The following is a 25,579-nucleotide window of genomic DNA, read 5'->3' as shown; positions in this document are numbered from 1 at the left end:
GATGAGCGACCGGTCGATCGCAGCGAGGTCGTACGGGATACGGCGCGCGGTAGTTCGGCGACGCGGCCGAACCGGCAGAAGGTGGCGTGGTGACGGCACGGGGTGTCGTGCGTGGGCGGCTCGTGGGAACGCCCACCGGTGAGATCGCCGATGGGGTGGTCGAATTCACGGACGGGCGCATCTCCTGGGTGGGTGCGGCAGCGGGTTATCCTGCGGCTGAGCGGCTTCCGTCGGCGAGTGACGAGCTGGTGCTGCCGGGGCTGATCGACGTGCACTGCCACGGTGGTGGTGGGTTCGGATTCCCCAATGCCGAGGGGGCGGGTGCGCGGGTCGCCGCGGCGAATCATCGTGGTCAGGGCACGACCGGGTTGCTCGGGAGTCTCGTGTCCGCGCAGCCGGAGGTGTTGATTCGGCAGGCGGAACTGCTCGCCGATCTCGTGGATGACGGCGTGCTGCTCGGGGTCCATTTGGAAGGGCCGTTCATCAACGCCTGCCGGTGTGGTGCGCAGGATCCCGCTGCGATCATCCCCGGTGATCCCGCGTTGTTCGAGCGGATCTACGCGGCGTCGCGGGGCACAGTCCGGTCCATGACCCTGGCGCCGGAGACCGCGCACTTCGCCGAATTGCTCGCGGCTATGCGCCACCACGGTGTGCTGCCGAGTCTCGGGCACACCGATGCCGATGCCGCCACCACGGCGGCGCGGATCGCGGACGCGGCCGGTGGGCCGATCACCGCGACGCATCTGTTCAACGGCATGCCCGCCCTGCACCACCGCTCCCCCGGGCCGGTCGGTGCCTGCCTGGCCGCCGCTGGTCGGGGCGACATGGTGCTCGAATTGATCGCCGACGGTGTGCATCTGGCGCCCGAGACCGTGGCGATGGTGTTCGACACCGTGGGGCCCGAGCAGATCGCGCTGGTGTCCGATGCGATGGCGGCTGCCGGTCTCGGTGACGGTGACTATCAACTGGGCGCGCTCGATGTGCGCGTGCGCGATGGGGTCGCCCGGCTCGCCACCGGGGACGGCACGCCGGGGGCGATCGCGGGTGGGACCGCGCGGTTGCTCGATGTGCTGCGCTGGACCGTGCGGAACGCGGGAGTCCCGCTGGTCAACGCTGTCACCGCCGCCACCCGCACGCCCGCACGGGTTCTCGGTCTCGACGACCGCGGTGTTCTCGCCGTCGGCCTGCGGGCCGACCTTCTCGTCACCGACCAGTCATTGCAGCCGCGGCGGGTGTTCCTCGCCGGAACGGAAGGAATCTGATGGAAATCGTGATCCGGGCGGACGAGCACGAGGTGGCCACCACGGTCGCCGATATCGTCGGCGGCTATGTGGAGCGCGGCAACGCGATCCTCGGTCTGGCCACCGGGTCGTCGCCGCTGGGCAGCTACCAGGAGCTGGCGCGGCGGTATCGCGACGGCGCGATCGACTTCTCCACTGCGAGCGCGTTCCTGCTCGACGAGTACGTCGGGCTGCCGAAAGAGCATCCGCAGTCGTACTTCTCGGTGATCCGCTCCGAGTTCGTCGACCACGTGAACCTCGATCCGGCGCGGGTGCTGAGCCCGAACGGTGAAGCGGGTGACATCGCGGGCGAGGGCAGGCGCTACGACGCCGCCATCGCCGCGGCCGGCGGAGTCGACGTGCAGTTGCTCGGCATCGGCACCGACGGGCACATCGGCTTCAACGAGCCCGGCTCGGCGCTCACCTCGCGTACCCGGGTGAAGACGCTGACCGAGCAGACCCGGCAAGACAACGCCCGCTTCTTCGACGGGCCGCAGGACGTGCCGCACCACGTGCTCACCCAGGGGCTCGGCACCATCGGCGAGGCCGGTCATCTGGTGATGATCGCGCTCGGCGCGGGCAAGGCCGACGCCATCGCCGCCGCGGCGGAAGGCCCGCTCTCCGCGTTCTGCCCGGCCTCGGTCATGCAGTGGCACCGGCACGTCACCGTGGTGATCGACGAAGCCGCCGCGAGCAAGCTGAAGCTGGCCGACTACTACCGGTACGCGCTGGCGAACAAGCCCGCCTGGCAGTCGTTCTGAGATGACCGCGCTCGAGTTCGCGGTACAGGACGTGGCGGGCGCGATCGGCGCCCACCGAGTCGGCGCGGATCGGGTGGAACTGTGCGCGGCGCTGGGCAGTACAGGTGGGCTGACTCCGAGTATCGGGATGATCGAGGCGGTGGTGTCGACCGGGATGCCGGTGCACGCCCTGATCCGCTGTCGCGCGGGCGGTTTCGTGTACGCCGAGGACGACGAGATCGCGGTGATGAACGCCGATGCGAAGGCGGCGGCATCGGCCGGGGCGGCCGGACTCGTCGTCGGCGCACTCACCCCGGACCATCGGGTCGACGTCGACGCGCTGGAGCGGGTACTCGACGGGGTTCCGGTCGACGACATCGAACTCACCTTTCATCGGGCCATCGATCAGATCGCTGACCGAGCGGCGGCGATCGAGACCTTGATCGACCAGGGCATGACCAGAGTCCTCACTTCCGGCGGCGCGGCTCGCTGCTCCGCCGGCCTCGACGAGCTGGCCGCCATGGTCGAACAGGCAGCGGGCCAGCTCCAGATCATGGCCGGTGGCGGCGTCACCCCTGCCGACATCCCCGCGCTGCACCACCTCGGCGTCGACGCGATCCACCTCTCCGCTCGCCGCGTGGTCGCCGACGACGGCGGGCCAGGCGGCGGCACCGCCCACCATGAGCAACTGAATGACGAACTCGCCGCAGCGGTCGCGGCACAACTACGCACCGCGGCGGCCAGCTGATCAGCACCCGGGGTCGTCCACGATGAAGGCGACGACGGGTGGCGGCCACGGCACGGATCTCGCTCGCCGATCCGATGACAGTGAGCGGCGCTCGGGAGTCGACAGCCGATCAACGGTGGAGGCGACCGTTGATCAGCCGCCAGCGACGCCGCGACTACAGCGGACCCGGTGGTAACGGGCTTGATCACGAGCGCTGGACAACGCGCTCGCAACCCTCATCTCCGCGAGAGAGAGACATCCATTGACCGGCTTCTCGACGGTCCGGGGCGGGTACGGCCACTGCGCTGGAACGCGCGCTGTAGCCGGGCTTCGTTCCCGGTTCGCACCAAGGCTCCGGCGCCGTCCACCAGCGCATCGTGGTCAACCAGCCGTCGGCGAATGCGTTGGCGGGCTTGCCCCAGTGCTCTAAGGCCACGGGCTGCGCAGCAGGACCTCGCCGTAACAGCCCGTGGCCGACGTTCAAGAACGTTCGGCGAGAATGAGTTCCGCTTCGCCGGGGTTGCAGTCGAATGCCGCCTGGACCGCTGCGAGGGCTTGGGCGTGCTCCCCCGCCGCGACCAGACGATCGATCTCCGCCCACTGATCGGTGGGAGCGGCGACCGACAGGTCGAGCCGGCGTTCGAGGCGTTCCCACATGCGGGCCACTGTCGGGTCGCCCGCGAGCAGGGCGCCCAGGTGGGCTTTGAAGGTGGGGTGTTCGGTGCGGTACATGCCCATCCAGCTGCTGTCGGGTGGGCTGGCCTCGGCGTTGGCGGTGCGGTCGGCGAGCTTGAGGATGACGGCGGGTGGGTGGGCGGCGATCTTGGTGTAGGCGTCGAGGTTGCGGGCCTTGCGGTTCGGGCCGACACCGGTGACGGCCCAGACCAGGTCGAGAACCTCACGGCCGAAACGGGATTCGACATCCTCAGCGGTGACCGGGGTGTCCTCGATGACGTCGTGCAGCCAGGCGGCGGTGCCGACCGCGCCGTCGTAGCCGAAGTCGTCGAGCACGGCCCGGACCGCCGCCAGGTGCTTCACATAGGGATGGTCACCGTAGCGTTGGTCGCCGTGGGACTCGAGGGCGAACGCCCGCGCCTCGGATTCCCGCTGATCGAACTCCATACCGCACCCCCGTGCTCGATTCGGATCGTGACGAGATCGACCCTAGCCGAGGCCACCGACAATCAGCGCGGCTTCCGGGCGGTGAGGATGCCGGTCTGGTACTTGCTCTGGGTGAAGTCGAGCTCGGTGAAACCGGTCGCGCGCAGCTGATCGTTGTAGTGGCGGATATCGGCGTCGGCGAAAGGGTTGCCGCCGCCGAAGAACGGGGACAACACACGGCGCGCTCGCGGCGTGAGCGACGCGTCGGCCAGCAGCAACCGGCCGCCGGGGCGCAGGACCCGCCACATCTCGGCGATCGCGGCCGTGCGGTGCTGCTCGGGAATGTGGTGCATGACGAAAGTGCACGTGACGACGTCGAATTCGCCGTCGCCGAAAGGGAGTTCCTGGGCGGGTGCCTGCTCGTAGCGGTGGTGCGCCGCGCGATCGCGCCGGCGATTGTCGTCGACGGCGATCGCGGACGGGTCGACCCCGACCGCCGCGCCGGAAGACCCGGTCGCCTCGCCCGAGGCGCGCACGAGTTTGCCCGGCCCGCAGCCGATATCGAGCGTGCGCTGTCCCGGTGCGATCCCGGCGGCCGCGACGAACTCGGCGAGCAGCCGACGCTGCCTGCCGAGGAAGAACACCGTGGTGAACAGGTTGTAGCGGCGCAGGCCCGCGATGACGATGCCGGTGTCGCTGTCCTCGACGAACATGGGGGTGAGAAGCTGGTTTCTTGACATGGGTCCATGGTCGGGCGCGGCCACGGCGGCGACCAGGACCAGAACCGCCGGATCTGTCCGTTTCCGGACACATCCGGGGAAACCGTCCCGTGGAGGAACGATGGCCGAGCACACCGATCGACGGGTCCGCCGGACCAGGGACAACCTGCACCGCGCGCTGATCGAGCTGATGATCGAGCGCGGCTACGACCGGGTGACGGTCAGCGACGTCATCGAACGCGCCGATGTCGGGCGCTCCACCTTCTACGCGCACTATCGCGACAAGGACGACCTGCTGCTGGTCAGCTGCACCGAGTACCTGCGCCGCGAGATCACCCGCACCACCGTGCCCGGCTCCCCGCTCGCGCCGCTGCGGGTGATGTTCGCGCTCGCCGCGCAATATCCGGAGGTCTACAAGCCGCTGATCGGGCCGAAGGCGACCACGACGGTGCTGCACGCCTATCGGCAGTGCGTGGCCGAGCTGATCGGCGAACTCGCCGCGGAGCTGCCCGGCGACACCGTCGCCTTCCTGTCCTGGGGACTGCTCGGGTTCCTGGGTGGCGTGATCGACCCGGGCGACCCGGTGCCGCCCGCGACCGCGTGGCAGCGCTTCGAAACGCTCGCGCTGTACGGGCTCAGCGGCGACGCAGGTCGGGCCACGGTGGCCGGCGCAGCAGCGCCAGCGCCGCGATCACGCCCGTGAGCAGGCCGACCCATTCGCCGAGCTGAGCGATCCGGTTGGTGTCGACGGCGGGTGTCCAGTGCGCGCGGCCGTCGTGGATGACGAACACACCGACCGGACGCGCGGGCCTGCCGAATCCGCCACCGCGGGCGACGGTGATCACGGTCGCGCCGTCGGCGGCGGGCACCGGGTCGCCGAAGATGGTCGGCGGCGTGGTGACCGCCTGCTCGAGCCGTTCCCTGATCGTCATCCGAATCCCCGTCGGTCGTCGCGGCACTGCTGTCGAACATACGCGCCGGGAGGTGTGCTGCCCCGCCGTTCGCGAGCAGATCGCCCGAGACCGTGGGTGGGCTTGGCATGATGGGTGGGCCCAGCCACGACGAGAGGTGTTGCGCCCATGACCACCGCACCGGAGCTCGACATCCTGGCGACACCGTGGTCGCGTTCGCTCGGCCTGCGCGTGCCGGTGGTGAACGCGCCGATGGGCGGGGCGGCGGGCGGTCGGCTCGCGGCGGCGGTGACCACGGCGGGCGGGCTCGGCATGATCGGGATGGGCAGCGCCGGATCCGTGGCCGCGCTGGAGCGCGAGCTCGCGCTCGCCGGGGACGCGGTGTTCGGGATCGGGCTGGTCGACTGGGTGCGACAGCGCGAGAGCGGACTCCTCGACGCCGCGATCGCCGCCGGGCCGCGGGCGCTGTCGATCAGCTTCGGTTCCGATTTCTCGTGGGTGCCGGTGGTGCAGGACGCGGGAATTCTCGCGATCACCCAGGTCTACGACGTGCCGGGGGCGCATCGCGCGCAGGAGGCCGGGATCGATGTGCTGGTCGCGCGCGGGTGCGAAGGCGGCGGTCACGGGGCCGACCGGCTCGCGCTGCTGCCACTGCTCGACGCGGTCCTGGATACCGCGACCGTGCCGGTACTGGCGGCGGGCGGGATCGGTTCCGGGCGAACGCTGGCCGCGGTGCTGGCGGCGGGCGCGGCCGGAGCCTGGCTGGGGACATCGCTGGCCGCGGCGGAGGAATCCCTGCTGCCCGAGAACGCGCGCCGGGCGATGCTCGCGGCCGATTCGACACACACGGTGGTGACGACGGCGTTCGACGAAACCCTCGACCTGCCGTGGCCGCCGATCTATCCGGCGCGCGTGCTGCGCAACGACTTCACCGATCCGTGGTCGCGGCCGGAACCCGACGAAGCGCGGCCCGACGCCGACCTGCTGCGCACGGCCATCGCCGCCGACGACGCGACCATCGCGCCCGTCGACGCAGGACAGGGCGTCGGGCTGATCACCCACATCGAGCCCGCGGCGGCGATCGTCGACCGGCTGTGCCGGGACGCGGCGACGTTATTGCGGCGCTGAGGCGCGGCTCAGCGGACAGGATTGCGCAGGTCGACGGCGCGGGCGGGGTCGGTCAGCAGGCTCTGATCGAGCTGGATCGTTTCCTCGGTGCGCCAGCGGGCGTGCCAGATCGGTACGCCGCCGGGCAGATTCGTTGCGCGGGCGGTGGTGAGCAGCGGGAGTTCCAGGCGGGCCGAGGTCACCGTGACCGCCGCGTTGGCCGGGGTGTGTGACCAGACGTCGTCGACCACGTCGGTGATCCGGATGCCGAGGCGATGGCCGGCGGCCAGGCGGGCGTCCTGCCAGAGCAGGCGGATCGCGGCTTCCTGGCGGACCGGGGCGATGCCGCGGGTGAGCACGGTGGCGCGGCCGTCGGGGGCGATGTCGTAGAGCTCCAGGGCGACGGTCGCTTCCGGCGGTCCGGACAGGTTCACGGTCGCTGTCGCCCGGCCCGCCACGTGCAGTGCGTCGGTGACGGGTGCCGAGATCGACCAGATCTCGCGGTCGGGGCCGGGGAGCAGGCCGCGATCGGTGAAGGTGCCGGTGCGCAGGTCGACGGTCACGCGCTCGGAATCGACCGGCGGCCAGACGGTCTCGCCGCGCCAGCCGCCGTCGAACTGGCCGACGGTGACCGGCGGGCCGGGTACCTCGACGGCGGCCCCGGCGACGTGCCGATCCAGGAACGCGGCCAGTTCGTCGGTGAAATGCGGGGTACCGCAGCGGCTGCGGCAGTCGGAGTGTCCCCACTGGCCGAACCAGGCCCGATGCTCGCCGGGGCCCATCGCCTGCCAGGCGTCCAGGACGCGGTCGGCGCGGGTGTTGGAGTCGAGGAAGCTCTGGCCGAGGAACAGCGGGGTGGTGTTGCCGCGCAGGTCGTCGACGAGGTCGCGGTCGCGCCAGCCCGGGTTGGCGGCGTTGTGGTCGGTGGTGAGGGCGAGGTAGTTGTCCGTGCATTCCTTGGTCAGCGCGACGGCGTTGGCCTGGTATTCGGGTGAGTCGTCCCAGCGGCCGGGAGTGTGGGCGATGGCGAGGTGTTCGGGGCCGGCGAGGTCGGCGGGGCGAAGTCCGTCCTCGGTCAGCGGTTTTCCGCCGAACTTCCACGAGATGCCCTGCATGTACAGGTAGGTGTACGGATCGACGACCGGTTCGAACGCCGCGACGGCGGCCAGGCCCTGCGGTTTCGCGGCCAGCGCGAGCATGCCGGTCCAGCCCTCGTAGGAGGTGCCGACGACCCCGACGCGACCGGTCGACCATGGCTTGCGCGCCGCCCATTCGACGGCGGCGGCCACGTCGGACTGCTCCCCCGGGCCACCGAAATCCGGGCAGCCGTTGGAGCCGCCGTAGCCGCGCAGATCCACGATCACGTAGGTGTAGCCGGCCTTCAGCGCCCATTCAACCGGCAGATTGTCGGTCGACGGGCCGCCCTCGGGGCGCGGTTGGGTGAGGTAGGCGAGGTGCGCGCGGTACGGGCTGACCGTCAGCAGCACCGGGGTGCGCACGTCGTCGGCCAGGCCCTGCGGCCGCAGGATATCGGCGTGCAGGCGGGTGCCGTCGGGGGCGGTCAGGTACTCCTGCGTCCACTGGAACGCCACATTCACCGGCTCGGCTGACACCGGCGCCGCAGTCCCCAGCACCAACGCCACACCGGCGGCGACCCTTGCCACCATCACACCCCATCGCACGGATGGACTATGGCCGGTCGCGTCGTGCGAGTCCAGCCCCGAGATCCGGGGGCCGCGGCCTAGGGCTGGGGTTGCGGGCGGACGGTGAGGATCTGCTGGGCCACGCCGACCGGTCCGCGGACGTCGTGCAGCACGGTGCTGGTCAGGCCCTGACCGGTGTGGCCGAAGGTGACGCTGGTGTCGAGGCCGGTCCACTCGCCCTCGGGCTGCCGATACAGGTGGATCGTCAGGTCGACATTGGGGAACATCCACTTGGTCGGCTCCTGGCGGACCGCGATGCCGTTGGCGGTGTCGACCAGCGCGATGAACGACGCCAAGGGCTCGCTCGGTTCGCCGGACACCAGGTCCACGGGCGAATGGATCCACGCGGCGGTGCGCCCCGGCTGTGGGAGCCCGACGGGGCGGGTGTCGATGGTGGCGATGTAACCGCCGGGCCAGACCGAGCTCAGCGCCCACGAGGACAGGGTGTCCGGGGCGGGCAGCCGATCGGGTTCGCCGCCCGCGACGCTGTCGGTGTCCTGATCGCTCAGCAGCCAGGCGCGGGCGCTCACGACGTCGCGACCGGCGATGACGACCGTGGCCTCGACCAGTTCGATCGTGCGGCCGGGCCGGACCGTGCGGACCTCGATGTCGAACTCCTCGAAGCCGATGCGGCCGAGGATGTCGAAGCTGATCCGGCTCAGCGCCAGCGCGGGGCGTTGCTCGCGCGCTCGCGTGCGCAGGATCTCGTGCACGATCAGCCCGCCGAGGGGGCTGAAGTGCTGTTCGTCGCGGGCCCAGGCGCCGCCCGCGTTGGCGGTGGGCACGAAGCGGTGCGTGCCGACGCGCTGGAAGTAGCTGGGGGCGATCGTCTCCGTCACAAAACTCAACCTACGGGTCGAATTTTCATCTTTCCAGTCGATTCACCATCCTTGTGGTCGACTTCACAGCGCCACGGGCCCGCCGACGGCGCCCGATATGATCGGCCGATGACTTCGATGGCGGACGAGAGCGTCGCGCCCGCCGGGCGCGCGGCCAGACGCCGCGATCGCCGCAAGGCGGAGATGATCGATGCCGCGTTGCAGATCCTGTCGAGCAGCGGCTACCAGGGGATGCGGTTCGAGGACGTCGCCGAGCGCTCCGATATCGCGAAAGCGACCCTCTACCACTACTTCCCGAGCAAGGACGCGCTGGTCTCGGCCGCACTGGAGAAGCTGACCTCCGATGTCCTGACCCACCTGGGCGCCGCGCTCGACGCGGCGGCGGATCGACCCGCCGCCGATCGACTGCGCGCGCTCGTCGCCGAGCAGCTGCGGGTCCTCACGGCGCTGTATCCCGAAGTGGGGAAACTCTTCTCGTTCCCGGCGCCGTGGCCCGCCGAGCACACCGAGTCGATCAAGACCATGCGCAGGCGGCACGACCGGATCTTCCGCGAGGTCGTCGACGCGGGCATCGCGTCCGGCGAATTCGATTGCCCCGACCCGTCGGTCGCGCTGCACTGCCTGCACGGCATCCTCAACCACGCGTCGATCTGGCTCCGCCCCGAGGCCGACCCGGACGGGCGGACCCGCGATGCCGTGGTCGAGGAGTCGCTGCGCCTGTTCGTCCGGGCCTGAAACCTCGCAGATCGGGCACTGCACGGACCCGCGGGTCAGGTGTCGGAGCGAAGGGGTAGTTTCTCGGGCACGAGCGGGGAATTCTCGCTCGGCACGGGAGGGACCCACTGTGGCTGAGCCGAGAACCCATCACTATCAATTCGCCCATCGGGTCCTGCCCGATCTAGCGCAGCGGCTCGGCGCGCGCATGGTCACCGACGAACCGCCGTTCGGCTACACCGAACAGCTGAAGTACCTGTGGGACACCGTCGGTGAGCAGCTCGCCCCCGACGATCGCCTGCCCTGCGACGACATCAGCGGCCGCCGCCTCGATGGCGACGGATTCCGGCTCCTGCTGGTCCAGCTCCCGACACCGGCCGCCCCCGCGGAAGCGCATTTCGTCGCCGTCGTTCTCCCCGACGAGTCCGAGAACGTGCGGATCTTCACCCTCGAACGCGCCGCCCTCCAACCTCCGGACCGTTCCGACGCGACCATGCTCGGCTCCTGGGCCGACCACAGCCACTTCAACCTGGGGCCCGGCCCCCACCCCGACGCGACCGCCTTCGTCGCCGCCATCCACTCGAAGCTCGCCGCACCTTAGGTCCCGACAGGCGGTGCCGAACGGCTCAGCGCGCTGAGCGTGCGCGAGTCAGGCCGTCCTGGCATCCAATTCGTCGAGCAGCTCGATGCTGTCGCGATACAGGGCCGCCTGTAGCTTCTCGTCGTAGGACACCTTCGACGACCGAACCGGCCTGCGACCCACCAGATATTCGCCGGTGTCGCCCGCGCGCTCGGGTGCCGCGACCAACCACGCGAGATCGGCGCCGGACCTGCGCGGGGTTCGCACACCGGGGAGCACGAGCAGCGTTCGAGCGATGGTTCGCCACGCCGCGCGCTGGAAAGTACCTGCGTTCCTGGCCAATCCGGTGCCGGGCATGAGGCCGGGATCGTAGGCGTTGACGGTGATGCCACGCGGCGCGAGTTCGCGGGCGAGGTAGTAGGCCGTCTGCAGGTTCGCCAGCTTCGATGTCGAATACCGACGCCGGGCATCACGCTGGGGCGATTCGGCGGACTCGGGCGGATAGGCGAGTTCGCGGGCGGTCGCGTGGAGCGGGTGTGGCATGCCGGTGAACTGATCGGGATCGTGCGTCCCCGACGACACCAGGACGATCCGCGCCGGGGCGACCAAGTGGTCGACCAGTTCGCGAATGAGGCCGACATGGCCGAGGTGGTTGATGGCGAAGGTCGCTTCCATGCCGTCGGCGGTGAGCACGCGGCTGGTGAATTGCAGGCCGGCGTTGCAGACGAGGCCACGCAGGGGCGGCAGGTCGGCCGCCACGAGGTCGGTCGCGAACCCGAGAACCGATGCGCGCGAGGATAAGTCGAGCGGCAGCCCGTGCGCGTTGACGGCCGCTGCCGATGCGCGCGTGCGGGCGCCGTCGCGGCCGGTGATCACGACGTGATTGCGCGGGTCCAGCGCGAGCGTGCGGGCGCATTCGTAGCCGAGGCCGCTGGTGCCACCGGTCACCACGATCGTTCTGTCACCTGATGTCATATGGCACAGTCTGCCACATGACACTGTCGTGCGACACTGTTCCGATGTCGCTGCGGGATCTCAAACGGGAACGGACCAGGCAATCCATCGTCGACACGGCGTTCACGCTCTTCGCCGAACGGGGATTCGACGACGTCACCGTCGCCGAGATCGCGGCCGCCGCCGAAGTCGGTACCAGGACCCTGCATCGCTACTTCACCAGCAAGGAAGAGCTGGTCTTCCCCGAGGACGAGGAACTGCGCGCCGACCTGACCCGGCTGCTCGCCGAACGCCCCGCGGGCGAACGCCCCGAGACCACGCTCGCCGTGGTCATCGCCCCCCTGGTCGGCCGATTCGGCAGCGAAAATCTTGTCAAGGCCCGTACCCGTGACGCGCTGATCGCGAGCTCGCCTGCCCTGCGGGCCCGCGATCTCGCCAAACAGGCCGCTGTCGAGCACCTCGTCGAACACCACCTGGCCGGGCAGCTCGGCGTCGCGGTCGGCACCGATGTCCGCCCATCGCTGTGGGCGAAGGTCGGCATGGCCTGTTTCTTCTCCGCCTATCGGGTGTGGCTCAGCCAGGGCGGCGACCTCGCCGATCACGTCGCCGCCGCCCGCGCGGCCCTGTCCGAGACGCTGCCGTCACTCGGCACCTAGCGAACGCGAATCGCCCGCCCACGGAATCCGTGGACGGGCGATTCAGGCACTGCTACCGACGAATCGGCTGGTACGACTTACACGTCGTAGTACAGCTCGAACTCGTAGGGGTGCGGGCGCAGGTTGACCGGCGCGATTTCGCTGTCGCGCTTGATCTGGATCCAGGTCTCGATCAGGTCCTCGGTGAAGACGTTGCCCTCGGTGAGGTAGTCGTGGTCCGCCTCGAGGCGGTCGATGACCGTGGCCAGGCTGGTGGGGGCCTGCGGGATGTTCTTGGCCTCCTCGGGCGGCAGCTCGTAGAGGTCCTTGTCGACCGGAGCCAGCGGCTCGATCTTGTTCTTGATGCCGTCCAGGCCGGCCATCATCATGGCGGCGAAGGCCAGGTACGGGTTGCCCGAGGAGTCCGGCGCGCGGAACTCGATGCGCTTGGCCTTCGGGTTGTTGCCCGTCACCGGGATACGCACGGCAGCCGAGCGGTTGCGCTGCGAGTACACCAGGTTGATGGGGGCCTCGTAGCCCGGCACCAGACGGTGGTAGGAGTTGACGGTCGGGTTGGTGAACGCCAGCAGCGACGGGGCGTGGTGCAGGATGCCGCCGATGTAGTGACGCGCCAGATCCGAGAGGCCACCGTAGCCGGCCTCGTCGTGGAACAGCGGCTTGCCGTCCTTCCACAGCGACTGGTGCACGTGCATGCCCGAGCCGTTGTCACCGAAGAGGGGCTTCGGCATGAAGGTGACAGACTTGCCTTCCTGCCACGCGGTGTTCTTCACGATGTACTTGAACAGCTGCAGGTCGTCCGCGGCGGAGAGCAGCGTGCCGAACTTGTAGTTGATCTCGGCCTGACCGGCGGTGCCGACCTCGTGGTGGCCGCGCTCCAGCTCGAAGCCCGCGTTCTGCAGGTTGGTCGAGATCTTGTCGCGCAGGTCGACGTAGTGGTCGTACGGGGCGACGGGGAAGTAGCCACCCTTGTTGCGGACCTTGTAGCCCAGGTTGCGGCTGCCGTCCGGGTTGAACTCGTTGCCGGTGTTCCACGAGCCCGAGACCGACTCGATCTCGTAGAACGAGCCGTTCATGCCCGAGCCGTAGCGGATGCCGTCGAAGATGTAGAACTCGGCCTCGGCACCGAAGTAGGCGGTGTCGGCGATGCCGGTCGAACGCAGGTACTCCTCCGCCTTGCGCGCGATGTTGCGCGGGTCGCGGGAGTAGGCCTCACGGGTGAACGGGTCGTGCACGAAGAAGTTCAGGTTCAGGGTCTTCGCGGCACGGAAGGGGTCGATCCGCGCGGTGCTGAAGTCGGGGAGCAGGAGCATGTCCGACTCGTCGATCGACTGGAAGCCACGCACCGAGGAGCCGTCGAACGCCAGACCCTCTTCGGCCAGGTCGGCGGTGAACGCCTTGGCCGGGATCGAGAAGTGCTGCTGGACGCCGGGAAGGTCGGAGAAGCGGATATCGACGTATTCGATGTCCTCTTCCTTGATGTACTGGATGACCTCTTCGGCCGTGCTGAACGTCACTTGTTCTCCTTACGGATCGGTTCCCAGCCAGTCGCGATGCATGGGTTCGTCGCCAGCTGACGCTATGGACGCGGTGTTTCCCTACAGTCAAGGCTGTGTTTCGCCAGTGTTACGCGTGCCGGATATCTGGTGATGTCTGCCATCCGGGCGCGACCTGCATCGTAATCCTGCCATCCGCTCCGCCGCGCGGTGACGTGACCTCCACTAATGCGGTCGTGAGCGGGCGATAGCCGGCCACTATCCTGGGACCCATGGCGCGTATCACCGGCACATGGCTTTCCGGCAATCCGGCGGAACCGGGCGACCCGGAAACATCCGGCTACCCCGGCGAGCTGTACGGGCTGCCACGCGCGGGCGCGGGCTCGCTCGCCCCGACCTGGCGCCGGGTCGTGGCGCTGTTCGTCGACTGGTTCATCGCGGTCGGCATCGCCGCCGTGATCACCCGCAGCTTCGCCTCCTCCTCGATGCCGCTGCTGGTGTGGTTCGTGATCGGCGTGGCCGCGGTGACGCTGTTCGGGTTCACCCCCGGCCAGTACTTCCTGAAGCTGCGGGTGCTGCGGATCGACGCCCCGGTGGCGGTCGGGTTCGTGCGGGCGCTGGCGCGGCAGGTGCTGCTGGTGTTCGTCATCCCGGCGCTGTTCACCGACGCCGACGGGCGCGGCATGCACGATCGCGCCACGGGCACGGCCCTGGTCAACGCGCGCTGACCCGTCGCGGCGGGCCGGGGGCGGCCTTTACGCTGTGGCCGTGTCACTGAATCCGGCCCTGCTGGCCGTGCGTTTCCTGCTCGAGCTCGTCGCCATCACCTCGTTCGGGGTGTTCGGCTGGCGGGCGTTCGACTCGCCCTGGCGATACCTGCTCGTCGTCGTGCTGCCGATCGCGGCCGCGCTGCTGTGGGGGACGTTCGCGCTCGCGAACGATCCGAGCCGCGGCGGCGGCGCGCCGGTGCCCGTCTCGGGCCCGGTCCGGCTGCTGATCGAGGTCGCCGTGCTCTTCGGTGGCGCCGCGGCGCTGTGGGGCGCTGGACTGCCCCGGCTCGCGCTGATCTCGACGGCGGTGCTGGTCGGCTACCACCTGCTGGCCTACGACCGGATCCTGTGGCTGCTCACCGGACGGGCGCCGAACTCCTGACATGACACGAGCCCGGCACCTGAGATCAGGTGCCGGGCTCGTGGTGGTAGGCGGGCTCAGCGGCGACGGATCGCGCGCTGCATGCCCTTCATCTTCGCGCCGGGGGGCATCGGGCCCTTCGGCATCGCCGGGCCGCTGCGCGAACTCAGCGCGGTCAGCCTGCCCTCGATCTGGTCGATCCGCTTGACGTCGATATTGCGCGGCAGCTTGGTGAGGAACTTCTGCAGATCCTTGAGCGGGGTCTGGCCCTCGTCGTTGCCGACGATCACTTCGTAGATGGGGGTGTCACCGATGAGGCGGGCGGTGCGCTTCTTCTCCTGCGCGATGAGCGACTTCACCCGCTGCGGGGAGCCCTCGGCGACGAAGACCACGCCCGGCAGCCCGATGACGCGGTGCACCGCGTCGAGCTGGGTGGTGGCCGCGACGCCGTTGGCGACCCGCCACTTGCCCTGCAGGTTCTCCAGCACCCACGCCGCCGCGCCCGCCTGGCCCTCGGCCTTGCGGTAGACGTTCTTCTGCACGCGACGTCCGAAGATGATGAACGCGAACAGCACACCGAGCAGCAGACCCAGCGGCAGCAGGAACCACTGCATGTCGAAGATCAGACCGACGAGGAAGAAGACCACCGCGGTGCCGACGAGTGCGCCGATCATCAGCGGCAGCAGCGCCTTGTCTTCCTTGCGCTGCATGTTGAACGCCTGCCACAACTGCTGACGCCGTTCGCGTGATGCCTGCTTACGGGCCGCTTTAGCCGCGGCCTTGGCTTCCTTCGACGGCTTGCCGCCCTTGCCTCCTGCCATGGTCTCAGCTTAGATGGCCCCCCGCGGGGGCGTCGGACCGCATGACGCAGCGACCTCGAACACGGCGATTCGGACGTCTTTCACGGCGAATCCGCCGGGCACGGGCAACAATGGCGAGGGTGCGCCCGATGATCGAGAAACCGACCGGATCCCCCGTCACCACCGGGGTCGACGACGCGGTCGCCGAGCGGCTGGCCGCGGCGCTGCGGTGCGCGACGGTGTCGACCGAGGACCCCACCCAGACCGCCGACGCGGAGTTCGCCCGGCTCGCCGAGCACCTCGAGACGTCGTTCCCGCGCGTGCACGCCGAGCTGACCGTGACCACCTTCGGCCGCAGCAGGCTCTACCGCTGGGACGGCGCCGAGCCGGGACCGGTCGCGGCGATCCTGCTGGCCCACCAGGACGTCGTCCCGGTCGACGATCCGCGGCGCTGGACCCATCCCCCGTTCGCCGGCGTCGTCGACGCGGAGTTCATCTGGGGCCGGGGCGCGATCGACGACAAGAGCCGGGTGCTGGCCGTGCTCGAGGCCGTCGAGCAGTCGCTGACGGCCGGTGTGCGTCCCCGGCACACCGTCTACCTCGCCTTCGGCCACGACGAAGAGGTCTTCGGCGACGGCGGCGCGGTCCGGATGGCCGAGCACCTGCGGAACGAGAAGGTCAGGGCCGAGCTGTTGCTCGACGAGGGCGGGGTGATCACCGAGGGCGTCGCCGACGGGGTCGAGCGGCCGGTCGCGAGCATCATGCTGGGCGAGAAGGGGTACGCGACGGTGCGGCTGTCGGTCAGCGAGACCGGCGGGCACTCGTCCATGCCCGGCAAGCAGACCGCGGTCGGTCGCCTGGCCCGCGCCGTGGCCCGGGTGCAGGACCATCCGATGCCGCTGCGGTTGACGCCGGTGATCACCGACATGCTCGCCCGGATGCGGGTGGCGCTGCCGGAACCGCGCCGCAAGCTGCTCGAACTCGCCGATAAGCGCGGGCTGGCCACGCTGACGGGGCCGCTGGTCACCCGGATCCTGGCGGCGGGCCCCACCACCGAGGCGCTGGTCCGCACGACGACGGCGCCGACGGTGATCCATGGTGGGGTGAAGGCCAATGTGCTGCCGCAGAGCGCCGAGGCGCTGGTGAATTTCCGTATCCTGCCCGGCGATTCGGTGTCGACGGTGCTCGCGCACTGCCGCCGGGTGATCCGCGACATCGGGGTGGCGATCGAGCTGGTCGGGCCCGCGTCGGAGCCCTCGCGCGTCACCGGGCCCGGCCCGGCCTACGCGCTGATCGCCGAGCTCGCCGCCGAGATCGTCCCCGGCATCGTGACCACCACCGGACTGGTGCCCGGCGCCACCGATTCCCGGCACTACGACGGGCTCGCCGCCACCCGCTGCAACTTCGCGCCGATCGTATTGACCGCGGCGGACCTGGAACGGATCCACGGAACCGACGAGCGGATCTCCCGGCTCAACTACGCTCGACTGATCGAGTTCAATCGGCGCCTGATCGAGCGGCTCGCGGTGGCGCCCGGCGACGAAGGAGCAGCGCAGCGATGACGACGGACACGGGCGAATTCGCCGGCAACGGCGGCCGGATCGCCTGGCGCGCTTGGCAACCCACCTCCGACCCGCGTGCGGTGGTGGTGCTGGTGCACGGTGTCGCCGAGCATTCGGGACGCTACGAGTACGTGGGCGACGCGCTGGCCGCGCAGGGCTTCGCGGTGTACGCGCTCGATCACATCGGGCACGGTCTGTCGGAGGGCGCGGCGGCCAATATCGGCTCGATGCACGCCGCCGCCGACAATGTGGCCGCACTGCTCGACCTGGCGGGCAAGGCCCATCCCGGCGTCCCCCGGTTCCTGCTCGGTCATTCGATGGGCAGCCTGGTGGTGCTGCACCTGGCGACCCGCGGCCCGGTCGACGTGGCCGGGGTCGTGGTGTCGGCGCCGCCGCTGGACATCCCGCTGGGCAATCCGGTGCAGCGCCTGGCCGCTCCCCTGCTCACCCGGATCGCGCCGAATCTCGGTGTGCTGACGCTGGATTCGTCGACGATCAGCCGCGATCCCGCGGTGGTGCGCGCCTACGACGACGATCCGCTGGTGTTCCGCGGCAAGCTGCCCGCCCGCACCGCGGTGGAGATCCTGCAGCACACCGCGCTGGTGAAGCAGCGCCTCGACGCGCTCACCCCGCCGCTGCTGGTGGTGCACGGCACCGCCGACACCATCGCCGCGCCGTCGAGCGCCGACGTGCTCGAACGCGACGCCGGATCGTCCGACGTGACGGTGCTGCGCTACCCGGGGCTGTTCCACGAGGTGTTCAACGAACCCGAGCGCGACCAGGTGATCGCGGACGTCGTCGACTGGCTCTCGCGGCATATTACCGACGAGTAACTTAGAACCTAGTAGACTCCGCGCATGGGAACCACGTCTACCGGCGCCGTCGCCTTCATCCGCGCCAGCTGGCACAGCTCCATCGTCACCAAGGCCCACGAGGGCTTCGTCGCCGAATACGCCGGCCTGGGCTTCGACCCGGCCGCCGTCGAGGTGTTCGACGTCCCCGGCGCCTTCGAGATCCCGCTGCACGCGCAGCGCCTGGCCCGCACCGGCCGCTACGAGGCGATCGTCGCCGCCGCGCTGGTCGTCGACGGCGGTATCTACCGCCACGACTTCGTCGCCACCGCGGTGATCGACGGCCTGATGCGCGTGCAGCTCGACAACGACGTCCCCGTGTTCTCGGTGGTGCTCACCCCGCACCACTTCCACGAGCACAGCGAGCACGTCGACTACTACACCAACCATTTCGTGACGAAGGGAGCCGAGGCCGCCCGCGCGGTGGCGAACACCCTCAGCTCCCTGCGATCACTGCCTGCGGCCCGCTGACTACTTGAACTGGGTCAGGCAGGCCTGTTCGCCGTCGAGGACGCCGGTGCGGAACGCCTCGAGGCGCTGATAGCCGCTCGGCACCACCTTGCCGTTGACGTCGGCGGCCGCGAGGCCGTCGGCGAGCAGGCCCGACACCGCCTCGTCGAGGTCGCCGGCCGACAGGCGCGGATCACTGCCCGGCTCACTGAGTTTCGTGGTCAGCGCCCCGGACAGGCACGCGGTGCGCAGGCCCGCCGACTCGGCGCCGGTCAGTGACAGCTTGCGGTCCTGCTGCACCGCCAGGGCGTAGCGGGACACGAAGACCACCGCGGCGTTGTAATCGCCGGTGACCATCGCCGAGAGCGGTTCCTCCTTGCCGGTGGTTCCCTCCCCCGCGCGCTTGGCCATGGCGGGCAGGTCGGTGCCGATGGTGTTGCTGCCCGGGCAGTACGACACCGGCTCGGTGGTGGTGGTCGAGGCGCAGTTGCGGGTGACACCCGCGTAGTCGAACTTCGGCGCGTTCTTCACCGGCATCGACTTGCCCAGCTGGGTGGCCAGCAAACTCAGGTTCTCTTTGTTCACCGGCAGCTGCAAGTCGCGCTCGCCGTCCTCGAAGGTGACCGGCAGGCCCGCGCGGCGCTTCTCGATCTCGTCCTTGTTGATCCCCTTGCAGGACCCGGCACCCTCGGTGTAGCCCATCTGCACCGCGGTGACCCGCTCGAAGGCCGAACCGTGCACGGCGTCGGGATCATTGGGGTCGCGGTCGCGCACGGCGACGGTGGCGCCGAGCACACCGTTGAGGCCGTCGGTGGTGTTGAGGGTGAAGTGCTTGGACCTGCCCTCGGCGACGTGGCGCAGGAAGACCCCGGCCAGGCAGTCGGCCTGCTGCTCCTTCACCAGCGCGTCGGTGAGGAAGCCGCGCAGCAGGTCGGCCTGGGACTGGATGGCGTGGCCGTACTCGTGGGCCAGCACCATCACCACCGACATCTCCTTGTACTTGTCGACCAGCAGCGGCAGCAGGACCGAGCGGTCCCAGCCGATGGTGTGGTCGAGCGGGCAGTACGCGGCGTTGACCAGCTTGTAGGTGCTGCTCTTGCAGAACTGCACCGATTCCGATTCCGGCGCCTTCGCCGACCACGAGATGTACTTCGAGGCGGGCTTGAAGTTGCCCCGGAACGTCTTGGAATACTCGGTCTGCCAATACTCTTCGATATCGGCGATGGCGTTGAGCGCGAGCTTGTCGATCTTGCCGTTGTCGCCGTTCTCCGCCTTCTTGTCGGTGTCGGGCACCCCCGGACGGGTGCCGCTTGGCCCGGTGTTCGACGTCGCGCCCGCCACCTCCCACGGGTTGTCCATCGCAGGCATCGCCTGGTCACTGGCGACGGTCGTCGCCGAGCAACCGGTGGCGAGCAGGCCGACGCTCACCAGTGCCGCCACAGCCATGGCGAACCGATGTTTGATCATCCGCTGTTTCCTCCCCGGGGAATGACACGGACGCCGAGCGGTCCGATGTCGAGCGCTCACATGGTAATCGACGCCGTCAATCCCGCATCCGGACCGTGGCGAGCAGCGCGCGGTGATCGGACCCCGGAATGGTCAGCGTGCGGACCTCTTCGGCAACGCCACCTGCGACGAGGATGTGGTCGATGCCGATCACCGGGCCCCAGCGACGATCGGCGGGGTAGGTCAGCAGGACGCCGTCGCCGGTCTGGTCGGCGGCGGCCGCGAACGGACCGTCCAGCAGCGCGCGGTAGGCCGAATGGTTCTGCGTCGCATTGAAATCCGCGCCGACGATCGCGGGCGTCGGTGCCGTCGCGAGGATCTCGTCCACGCGGCGCAGCTCGGCGGTCCACGCGGCGAAGTCGATATTGGGCGGGATCGGGTGGAAGGCGAACACCGAGATCGGGCCGCGCTGTGGATGATCCATCGTCGCGGAGATATTGCTCATGATGAAGCCGTCGTACTTGGTGTTCTCGCGCAACGGGTATCGGCTATAGATGCCGGTGCCGCCACCGCCGGACTGCGCGGGTTCCAGGTAGAAGTAGGGCAGCCGCTCCTCCAGTCCAGCCGCGCGCAGCCGGGTGATCGAGTCGGTGGTCAGTTCGTCGGCGGTGAGCACGTCGACGTCGTTGTCGCGCACCGCCGCGACCACGGCGGCCGGATCGGCCTGTCCGAAGAGCAGATTCGATTGCAGCACCCGCAGCTGCGGTCCGTCGGCCGCGCCGGCCGCCGGAATGTAGCCCGGCACCACCAGCCAGGCCGCGCCCGCCAGCACCACGCCCCCGGCGATCGCGCTGCGCCAGCCGCGCGCGAGGAGAACGAGGATCAGCCCGAGCACCGCGCCCAGCATCAGCCACATCGCCCCCGACGCCAGCAGCACCAGGGACTGCTGCCGCCAGCTGCCCAGATGCAACACGATCCCGGCCACCGCCGCGATCAGCGCGCCCCACCCCAGGACCAGCAACGCCCGGTCCAACCATTTCCGCATCATGAGGCCCGAGCCTAGGCTGGCGTCCTTGTCGCGCCCTTATGGCGGCGCTAAAGGTTCTCTGAGGTGCCGGTGGCGGCCTACACTGGCGCCGCAGAAGGAGGTAGCCGGTGTACATCGAGGAATTCCCCGCCGCGGGCCCGCTCACCGAGGACGCCGTCGACGCGCTGATGACCGTCGCGGGCCGCTACACCTCGGCGCTGACCCTCACCGTGGCCGATCGCACCGTCCAGCTCCCGGTCCTGCCGGTCTGCTGGACCGAACTCCCCATCCGCGCGGGCACCCCGATCACCGTCGAAGCGGCCCGTGGCTACCGCCCCGCCGACACCGAGGACCGCACCGCCCTGCGCGATTTCGTCGCGACCTTCCAGCGCGCCACCGGAGCGTCCCGCTGAGGCGCGCCCGTCCGGCTGGTCTTCGCCCATGACCGTGCGCGCGAAGATCTGCGGAATCCGCTCGGAAGCCGACCTGCGGATCGCCCTCGCGGCGGGCGCGGACGCGGTCGGCTTCATCAGCGGCATCACCCATGTCAGCGAGGACGCGCTCGACGCCGCGACGGCACGCGGACTGGCCGCGCTGGTCCCGCCGTTCGTCAACCGGGTGCTGGTGACCCATCTCGAGGCGGCGGACGAGATCATCGAACTGGCCGATCAGCTCGGCGTGGACACCATCCAGGTGCACGGGCTCGTCTCGGCGGAGACACTGCGCCAGGTCAAGGCCGCCGCCCGGGGCCGGATGATCCTGCGCGCCGTCCATGTCGCCGGCGCGGACGCGATCCTGGACGCGAAGGCCGCCGCCGCCGATTGTGACGCGGTGCTGCTGGATTCCCGCACCCCCGATCGGCTGGGCGGCACCGGCCGCACCCACGACTGGACGGTCAGCGCGCGCATCGTCACGGAACTGGCCGCGCTCGGCTGCCCGGTCGTGCTCGCCGGTGGGCTCACCGCGGCCAATGTCGGCGCGGCGATCAGCGCGGTGAAGCCGTTCGGGGTCGACGTCAACAGCGGTGTCGAGAACGCCTCGGGCGACAAGTCACAGCAGGCGTGCGACCGCTTCGTCGCCGCCGCGCACGGCGCGCGGCACGGCTGAACCGCGCCGCGTCGGTCAGAGCGGCAGACCCGCCTCGATCCAGTTGTAGGCCTGGATCTTCCGGGACGCCGGGTCGTTGACGACCTGGTTGATGAGGTCGTTGATCTGGTCGGTGGACAGGGGGTAGCCGTAGTGTTCGGCGGCACCCGCCGACGCCCACAGCGAGGCGAACAGGCCGGGGCCGCCGAGCAGGTGGGACAGGGCGGTGGCGACGTCCTCGACCACCTCGAGCACACCGTGCACCATGGCGATGGCGATGTCCTCGTCGCCGGGGGTGGCGCCGGGGGCCAGGGCACCGGAGGCGACGGCGCGGCGGGCCAGCCAGTCGCGCGGGACCAGTGGATTCGGGCCGATCGCGTCGCCCAGGTAGTACCGCCACTCCCCCGGATTGCCCTGATCGAACGCGTGGATGTAGAAGGTGCGGGTCAGCGCCCACAGGGCGATGTAGCGCAGCGCGACCTGCTCGGGTTCGAGTGCCGCGTCGGGGCCGTCGGCGCGGTCGCGCTCGAGCTGGTTCCAGGCGAAGCGGAACCAGACCTGCTCGGAGTTGCCGACCCAGGTCGCGGGCAGGCGATCGGCCAGCGTCGCCACGTCGGCGGCGGGGCCGTAGAGGCCGGTGTCGCCGGACACCTCGACGCGCAGGTTGTCGACATAGCCGCGCAGCGCGTCGACGGAGGTGAACACGGCGTAGCCGAGCTGAGCCAGCCGGGTGAGGTCGGCGCTGGCCGGCGCGAGCACCAGCACCACCGGCATGCCGACGCCGGGTTGCAGGCCCTCGGGCCAGAACGCCTCGGCGACAGCGAGTTCGCGGCCGGTCACCGGGTCGGAGACCTCGCTGTCGAGCAGCGGGAAGCCGAAGCCGTCGGCGACGAGGTCGTCCACCAGCGCGTTGACCAGGTCGACGGCCGGGTCACCGAGGCTCACCCCGGCGACGCCGACGGACAGCAGCGTCGGCCGGTGCAGCGTGCCGGTGCGCAGCTGCTCGAGGAACGCGTCGGCCGCCGTGGACAGCAGTTTGCGGCGCGCGCGCAGGAATTCGCGGTAGTTCTCGACCCGCCACAGCGCCGGGTCGGTCGGAATCCACTGCGAGGCGAGCACACCCGGGTGCCGTCGCTCCACCTCGGCGAGGTAGTCGGCCGGTTCGCGTTCGCCCAGTTCGGCTTCCGAGCCGGGGCTGAGGAAGCAGAAGTTGGCGATGGCGTTGATCTCGTTGCGCTCGTAGCCCGCGTCGCGCAGCGTGGTCTTCGGGAACAGGTAGTGCACCTGCACCGGGGTGCGCTCGCCGAACTGCTCGATGCCGAGTTCGTCGCCGGTGCCCAGGTCGCGCGAACCGTCGACGCGGGTCAGCAGGTAGAGCAGCGGATAGAACCGCGAGCCGCGGGTCGCGCCGCCGAAGTCGTCGGCACACAGGTCGAGGGAGCCGCCGCGCAGCCGCTCCAGCGAGCCGATGAGGCCGTTGATGCCGCCGCGTTCGAGCGTCTCGTAGTCCTGCTGCAGGAAGGTCTCGGTGGACCCGCTGAACCGGCCCCACAGCGCCGAGTGGATGTACCAGTACAGCACCCGGTCGCGGTGCAGGTCGTCGTCGAAGCGGCCGCCGTTGAGGAACAGCAGCCGGGTGACCACCGGAATCGCGTAGCGCCCCATCAGGACTCGGTCGTGATCGAGGCCGAGGCGGCCGGCCACGGTGTCGAGGAAGGTGTCGACCTGGGTCGAGGTGTCGCTGAGCGCCTGCTCGAACTCCGCGGGCGAGAGATCACCCAGCGCGTCGAAGTGCGCGCGCCCGTTGCCGACGGCGATCACATTGCGCAGCAACCAGTCCAGGGTGAAGGTGTAGCCGTCCTTGTCCCAGCGGATCAGGTGATCGCGCAGGTTGCCGCGGGCCTGCGGCCACTGCGCGCACAGCGTCGCCAGCGCCAGGTCGCCCTTGGACAGTTTGGTGCCACCGGAGTTGACACGGTTGAAGATGTCGACGACCTCGTCGACGGTGCGGTCCGAGCCGGTGATGGTCTCGACGTTGAACTCGCGATGGGTGATCTCGCGCAGCTTGTTGAGCCGGTCGAGGTAGACCGCCAGCGTCTCCGGCGGCACCTCGGTGAACCGGGGCAGGTAGTGCACGGGCCCCAGAGCGAACAGCTCGGTGACATCGATCCAGGTCGGGGCGGTCTCGCGACCTGGCACCTGGAACTCGAAAACCTCACGGTCGACGTCGAAGTGGAGCCCGGTGAACGCGACGGCGTCGCCCTCGAAGAACGACGGCGCGGTGCCGCGCAGGATGCCGTAGAGGGTGGTGATGCGCTGCTGGCCGTCGAGCAGCAGCTGGCGCAGCCCCGAGCCGCCGCCCTGGCCGCGCACGGCGATGTCCTCGGATCCGGTCTCCCACACCAGGAGCCCGCCGACCGGATAACCGAGGTACAGCGACCGCATCAGTCCGCGCACCTGATCCCGGTTCCAGACGTAACCGCGCTGGAATTCGGGCAGCAGCACCGCTCCGGAGTCGATCTGGTCGAGCAGGGAGGACAGACGTGTCACGGCAGCCTTTCATCGCGATCCGGTAGCGCAAGCGCTCCATCGTTGCACGGATCGTACCGACAAACACCGACGCGCCAGCGGCCGAACAGAACTCGCGGTCCGCGGGCTCGCGGGTCCTATGTTCCGGCCACCGCCGCGCGGAACGCCTCGGAGGCGTAGAACGGCGCCAGCCTGCGCCGGACCACGGTGTCGAGATAGCCGCGCTCGTCCAGTTCGGCGAGCACCGAGGGGCCGAACCGCAGCGCCTCCTCGATCATGTCCGCGCGCCCGATGCCCAGCTCGGTGAGCAATTCGGCCAGCGGGGTGTCGCCGTACTTGTCGAAGACGTGATCGATGCCCTCGTCGAGCAGCGCGTGGAAGTAGTCGGTGTCGCGGAAGGTGCGCCAGAACTCGAAGGTGAGCACGACCGCGTCCTCCACGTCGTTGGCCGAGACCAGTTCCCGGAACGAGCCGATCGAATCGCCGGTGTGCTTGCGCCAGGTCTCGCGGGCGGCGTCGAGCAGCACGTCGTCGGCGTCGTCGCGGTTGCCGCGCAAGACGAATCGCGCGCCGGTGCGGGTGATCCGGCCGACGCCGTTCTCGATCACCGGCAGCGCGGGCTCGGCCAGCCGGGCCAGCGCGCCGCGCAGCGACCGCGCCAGACCGCCGCCGTCGGCGTGCTTGCCCTCGTCGACGGCGGTGACGACCGCGCGCTGCACCGCTTCGACACAGGCGTCGACGGTGACCGGGCTGTTGAGCACCAGCCGCACCAGCCGGTGCGCGACCTCCATATCGGCCACGGCCGAGACCAGTTCGTCGAAGCGGCGGTTGTCGACCACCGCGCCGACCGGGATCTCGTCCTGGGCGCGGTGGTTGTAGAGCCGGGCGGCGATCTCGCCGACGAGTTCGGGAATGGCGCCCTCGACCGGGATCTGCACCGCGTATTTGTGCGCGACGCCCTTGATCTGCTCGCGGGTGACGGCCTCGGCCAGGGTCAGCACGGCGCATTCGGCGAGCAGGCCGTCGACCTCCTCGGTGACCAGCTCGAGGAACCCGGTGGGCGTGCGCAGCTGCTCCTTGGTGAAGGCCACGTGCGCGTCGAGCACCCGCAGTGCCAGGTCGACGTGTCCGGAGTCCGCATCGTTGGTCTCACCCATGTCGCCCAGATTGGCA

Annotated in this window: 27 protein-coding genes; 15 read left to right on the top strand and 12 right to left on the bottom strand. The window is 69.9% G+C overall.

All coding sequences use genetic code 11. The annotated features are described in order from the left end of the window. The first annotated feature begins 89 nt into the window (after positions 1-89). Genes ACFVW6_RS16285 through ACFVW6_RS16275 form a run of 3 tightly spaced genes read left to right on the top strand, consistent with a single transcriptional unit; the run spans position 90 to position 2,768 of the window. The gene (locus ACFVW6_RS16285) at positions 90-1,262 is read left to right on the top strand and encodes an N-acetylglucosamine-6-phosphate deacetylase (protein WP_378827078.1); all 1,173 of its coding nucleotides are present in this window, start codon (positions 90-92) and stop codon (positions 1,260-1,262) included. Further along, on the top strand, positions 1,262-2,041 hold the full coding sequence (gene nagB, locus ACFVW6_RS16280; protein ID WP_378827080.1) for a glucosamine-6-phosphate deaminase: 780 nt from the start codon (positions 1,262-1,264) through the stop codon (positions 2,039-2,041). The genes ACFVW6_RS16285 and nagB overlap by 1 nt, the downstream gene beginning before the upstream one ends. Position 2,042: 1 nt before the next feature. Then, positions 2,043-2,768 (top strand): copper homeostasis protein CutC, encoded by a 726-nt coding sequence (locus ACFVW6_RS16275; RefSeq protein WP_378827082.1) that lies wholly within the window; start codon positions 2,043-2,045, stop codon positions 2,766-2,768. 459 nt (positions 2,769-3,227) lie between these two features. On the opposite strand, the gene ACFVW6_RS16270 is transcribed toward ACFVW6_RS16275, so the two are convergent. Both ACFVW6_RS16270 and ACFVW6_RS16265 read right to left on the bottom strand, forming a co-directional pair. Further along, complete coding sequence (locus ACFVW6_RS16270) at positions 3,228-3,869, bottom strand: HD domain-containing protein (protein WP_378827085.1); 642 nt, start codon at positions 3,867-3,869, stop codon at positions 3,228-3,230. A 62-nt stretch (positions 3,870-3,931) separates the two neighbouring features. Continuing rightward, positions 3,932-4,588 (bottom strand): class I SAM-dependent methyltransferase, encoded by a 657-nt coding sequence (locus ACFVW6_RS16265; protein WP_378827087.1) that lies wholly within the window; start codon positions 4,586-4,588, stop codon positions 3,932-3,934. Between the two features lie 100 nt (positions 4,589-4,688). Between ACFVW6_RS16265 and ACFVW6_RS16260 the strand changes: the two genes are divergently transcribed. Next, the gene (locus ACFVW6_RS16260) at positions 4,689-5,270 is read left to right on the top strand and encodes a TetR/AcrR family transcriptional regulator (protein WP_378827089.1); all 582 of its coding nucleotides are present in this window, start codon (positions 4,689-4,691) and stop codon (positions 5,268-5,270) included. Here ACFVW6_RS16260 and ACFVW6_RS16255 read toward each other — a convergent pair. Beyond that, entirely contained in the window at positions 5,203-5,499 is a 297-nt protein-coding gene (locus ACFVW6_RS16255) for a hypothetical protein (protein ID WP_355279213.1), read from the bottom strand. The two genes, ACFVW6_RS16260 and ACFVW6_RS16255, sit on opposite strands and share 68 nt — an antisense overlap. Positions 5,500-5,670: 171 nt before the next feature. On the opposite strand from ACFVW6_RS16255, the gene ACFVW6_RS16250 reads away from it, so the two are divergent. Next, positions 5,671-6,606, top strand: a complete 936-nt coding sequence (locus ACFVW6_RS16250; RefSeq protein WP_378828155.1) for an NAD(P)H-dependent flavin oxidoreductase — start codon at positions 5,671-5,673, stop codon at positions 6,604-6,606. Positions 6,607-6,614: 8 nt separating this feature from the next. Here the strand turns inward: ACFVW6_RS16250 and ACFVW6_RS16245 are convergent, their stop codons facing one another. Both ACFVW6_RS16245 and ACFVW6_RS16240 read right to left on the bottom strand, forming a co-directional pair. Beyond that, a complete protein-coding gene (locus ACFVW6_RS16245; protein ID WP_378827092.1) occupies positions 6,615-8,267 on the bottom strand; it encodes a CocE/NonD family hydrolase in 1,653 nt (550 codons plus the stop codon). 59 nt (positions 8,268-8,326) lie between these two features. After that, positions 8,327-9,127, bottom strand: coding sequence for a thioesterase family protein (locus ACFVW6_RS16240; protein ID WP_378827094.1), 801 nt, complete (start codon positions 9,125-9,127; stop codon positions 8,327-8,329). A gap of 108 nt (positions 9,128-9,235) precedes the next feature. Here ACFVW6_RS16240 and ACFVW6_RS16235 point away from each other — a divergent pair, with 108 nt between their 5' ends. Together ACFVW6_RS16235 and ACFVW6_RS16230 are read left to right on the top strand one after the other, a co-directional pair. Then, complete coding sequence (locus ACFVW6_RS16235; RefSeq protein WP_355279208.1) at positions 9,236-9,862, top strand: TetR/AcrR family transcriptional regulator; 627 nt, start codon at positions 9,236-9,238, stop codon at positions 9,860-9,862. A 109-nt stretch (positions 9,863-9,971) separates the two neighbouring features. Continuing rightward, positions 9,972-10,442 carry a hypothetical protein gene (locus ACFVW6_RS16230; protein WP_357347615.1) on the top strand — a complete coding sequence of 157 codons (471 nt, stop codon included), beginning with the start codon at positions 9,972-9,974 and terminating at the stop codon, positions 10,440-10,442. A gap of 48 nt (positions 10,443-10,490) precedes the next feature. On the opposite strand, the gene ACFVW6_RS16225 is transcribed toward ACFVW6_RS16230, so the two are convergent. Further along, positions 10,491-11,396: an SDR family NAD(P)-dependent oxidoreductase gene (locus tag ACFVW6_RS16225; RefSeq protein ID WP_378827097.1), complete on the bottom strand. Its 906-nt coding sequence runs from the start codon at positions 11,394-11,396 to the stop codon at positions 10,491-10,493. Between the two features lie 44 nt (positions 11,397-11,440). Between ACFVW6_RS16225 and ACFVW6_RS16220 the strand changes: the two genes are divergently transcribed. Continuing rightward, complete coding sequence (locus ACFVW6_RS16220; protein WP_378827100.1) at positions 11,441-12,031, top strand: TetR family transcriptional regulator; 591 nt, start codon at positions 11,441-11,443, stop codon at positions 12,029-12,031. A 77-nt stretch (positions 12,032-12,108) separates the two neighbouring features. Here ACFVW6_RS16220 and glnA read toward each other — a convergent pair whose 3' ends face one another. Next, positions 12,109-13,545 carry a type I glutamate--ammonia ligase gene (glnA, locus tag ACFVW6_RS16215; RefSeq protein WP_019046063.1) on the bottom strand — a complete coding sequence of 479 codons (1,437 nt, stop codon included), beginning with the start codon at positions 13,543-13,545 and terminating at the stop codon, positions 12,109-12,111. Positions 13,546-13,796: 251 nt separating this feature from the next. Between glnA and ACFVW6_RS16210 the strand changes: the two genes are divergently transcribed. Next, complete coding sequence (locus ACFVW6_RS16210) at positions 13,797-14,252, top strand: RDD family protein (RefSeq protein ID WP_355279196.1); 456 nt, start codon at positions 13,797-13,799, stop codon at positions 14,250-14,252. Between the two features lie 40 nt (positions 14,253-14,292). Continuing rightward, a complete protein-coding gene (locus ACFVW6_RS16205; protein WP_357347625.1) occupies positions 14,293-14,676 on the top strand; it encodes a YrdB family protein in 384 nt (127 codons plus the stop codon). Positions 14,677-14,732: 56 nt separating this feature from the next. Here ACFVW6_RS16205 and ACFVW6_RS16200 read toward each other — a convergent pair whose 3' ends face one another. Continuing rightward, positions 14,733-15,476 carry a DUF4191 domain-containing protein gene (locus ACFVW6_RS16200; RefSeq protein WP_355279190.1) on the bottom strand — a complete coding sequence of 248 codons (744 nt, stop codon included), beginning with the start codon at positions 15,474-15,476 and terminating at the stop codon, positions 14,733-14,735. A gap of 128 nt (positions 15,477-15,604) precedes the next feature. On the opposite strand from ACFVW6_RS16200, the gene ACFVW6_RS16195 reads away from it, so the two are divergent. Genes ACFVW6_RS16195 through ACFVW6_RS16185 form a run of 3 tightly spaced genes read left to right on the top strand, consistent with a single transcriptional unit; the run spans position 15,605 to position 18,339 of the window. Next, on the top strand, positions 15,605-17,017 hold the full coding sequence (locus tag ACFVW6_RS16195; protein WP_378827103.1) for a M20/M25/M40 family metallo-hydrolase: 1,413 nt from the start codon (positions 15,605-15,607) through the stop codon (positions 17,015-17,017). Further along, positions 17,014-17,850, top strand: a complete 837-nt coding sequence (locus tag ACFVW6_RS16190; RefSeq protein WP_378827106.1) for an alpha/beta hydrolase — start codon at positions 17,014-17,016, stop codon at positions 17,848-17,850. Before ACFVW6_RS16195 ends, ACFVW6_RS16190 begins: the two co-directional genes overlap by 4 nt. Positions 17,851-17,874: 24 nt before the next feature. Continuing rightward, a complete protein-coding gene (locus ACFVW6_RS16185) occupies positions 17,875-18,339 on the top strand; it encodes a 6,7-dimethyl-8-ribityllumazine synthase (RefSeq protein WP_355279183.1) in 465 nt (154 codons plus the stop codon). Here the strand turns inward: ACFVW6_RS16185 and ACFVW6_RS16180 are convergent, their stop codons facing one another. After that, positions 18,340-19,785: a metallopeptidase gene (locus ACFVW6_RS16180; protein ID WP_378827108.1), complete on the bottom strand. Its 1,446-nt coding sequence runs from the start codon at positions 19,783-19,785 to the stop codon at positions 18,340-18,342. A 76-nt stretch (positions 19,786-19,861) separates the two neighbouring features. Beyond that, positions 19,862-20,812 (bottom strand): endonuclease/exonuclease/phosphatase family protein, encoded by a 951-nt coding sequence (locus tag ACFVW6_RS16175; protein ID WP_387791942.1) that lies wholly within the window; start codon positions 20,810-20,812, stop codon positions 19,862-19,864. Positions 20,813-20,919: 107 nt separating this feature from the next. Here ACFVW6_RS16175 and ACFVW6_RS16170 point away from each other — a divergent pair, with 107 nt between their 5' ends. Continuing rightward, positions 20,920-21,204, top strand: coding sequence for a hypothetical protein (locus ACFVW6_RS16170; protein WP_378827112.1), 285 nt, complete (start codon positions 20,920-20,922; stop codon positions 21,202-21,204). Positions 21,205-21,232: 28 nt separating this feature from the next. Beyond that, positions 21,233-21,898, top strand: a complete 666-nt coding sequence (locus tag ACFVW6_RS16165) for a phosphoribosylanthranilate isomerase (RefSeq protein ID WP_378827114.1) — start codon at positions 21,233-21,235, stop codon at positions 21,896-21,898. A gap of 15 nt (positions 21,899-21,913) precedes the next feature. Here ACFVW6_RS16165 and ACFVW6_RS16160 read toward each other — a convergent pair whose 3' ends face one another. Next, positions 21,914-24,427 carry a DUF262 domain-containing protein gene (locus ACFVW6_RS16160; protein WP_378827116.1) on the bottom strand — a complete coding sequence of 838 codons (2,514 nt, stop codon included), beginning with the start codon at positions 24,425-24,427 and terminating at the stop codon, positions 21,914-21,916. A gap of 116 nt (positions 24,428-24,543) precedes the next feature. Next, complete coding sequence (locus tag ACFVW6_RS16155; protein WP_378827119.1) at positions 24,544-25,563, bottom strand: hypothetical protein; 1,020 nt, start codon at positions 25,561-25,563, stop codon at positions 24,544-24,546. Positions 25,564-25,579: the final 16 nt, after the last annotated feature.

The organism is Nocardia sp. NPDC058244 (assembly GCF_042882065.1).
Taxonomy (GTDB): Bacteria; Actinomycetota; Actinomycetes; order Mycobacteriales; family Mycobacteriaceae; genus Nocardia.
Note: the sequence above shows the minus strand (reverse complement) of the source record. Positions and strands in the feature narration are given on the sequence as shown.

Coding starts and splice junctions, on each gene's coding strand:
- nagB (WP_378827080.1), top strand. CDS start 1,262: ATGGAAATCGTGATCCGGGCGGACGAGCACGAGGTGGCCACCACGGTC.
- ACFVW6_RS16275 (WP_378827082.1), top strand. CDS start 2,043: ATGACCGCGCTCGAGTTCGCGGTACAGGACGTGGCGGGCGCGATCGGC.
- ACFVW6_RS16270 (WP_378827085.1), bottom strand. CDS start 3,869: ATGGAGTTCGATCAGCGGGAATCCGAGGCGCGGGCGTTCGCCCTCGAG.
- ACFVW6_RS16265 (WP_378827087.1), bottom strand. CDS start 4,588: ATGTCAAGAAACCAGCTTCTCACCCCCATGTTCGTCGAGGACAGCGAC.
- ACFVW6_RS16260 (WP_378827089.1), top strand. CDS start 4,689: ATGGCCGAGCACACCGATCGACGGGTCCGCCGGACCAGGGACAACCTG.
- ACFVW6_RS16255 (WP_355279213.1), bottom strand. CDS start 5,499: ATGACGATCAGGGAACGGCTCGAGCAGGCGGTCACCACGCCGCCGACC.
- ACFVW6_RS16235 (WP_355279208.1), top strand. CDS start 9,236: ATGACTTCGATGGCGGACGAGAGCGTCGCGCCCGCCGGGCGCGCGGCC.
- ACFVW6_RS16225 (WP_378827097.1), bottom strand. CDS start 11,396: ATGACATCAGGTGACAGAACGATCGTGGTGACCGGTGGCACCAGCGGC.
- ACFVW6_RS16220 (WP_378827100.1), top strand. CDS start 11,441: ATGTCGCTGCGGGATCTCAAACGGGAACGGACCAGGCAATCCATCGTC.
- ACFVW6_RS16210 (WP_355279196.1), top strand. CDS start 13,797: ATGGCGCGTATCACCGGCACATGGCTTTCCGGCAATCCGGCGGAACCG.
- ACFVW6_RS16200 (WP_355279190.1), bottom strand. CDS start 15,476: ATGGCAGGAGGCAAGGGCGGCAAGCCGTCGAAGGAAGCCAAGGCCGCG.
- ACFVW6_RS16195 (WP_378827103.1), top strand. CDS start 15,605: ATGATCGAGAAACCGACCGGATCCCCCGTCACCACCGGGGTCGACGAC.
- ACFVW6_RS16190 (WP_378827106.1), top strand. CDS start 17,014: ATGACGACGGACACGGGCGAATTCGCCGGCAACGGCGGCCGGATCGCC.
- ACFVW6_RS16185 (WP_355279183.1), top strand. CDS start 17,875: ATGGGAACCACGTCTACCGGCGCCGTCGCCTTCATCCGCGCCAGCTGG.
- ACFVW6_RS16180 (WP_378827108.1), bottom strand. CDS start 19,785: ATGATCAAACATCGGTTCGCCATGGCTGTGGCGGCACTGGTGAGCGTC.
- ACFVW6_RS16175 (WP_387791942.1), bottom strand. CDS start 20,812: ATGATGCGGAAATGGTTGGACCGGGCGTTGCTGGTCCTGGGGTGGGGC.
- ACFVW6_RS16165 (WP_378827114.1), top strand. CDS start 21,233: ATGACCGTGCGCGCGAAGATCTGCGGAATCCGCTCGGAAGCCGACCTG.
- ACFVW6_RS16155 (WP_378827119.1), bottom strand. CDS start 25,563: ATGGGTGAGACCAACGATGCGGACTCCGGACACGTCGACCTGGCACTG.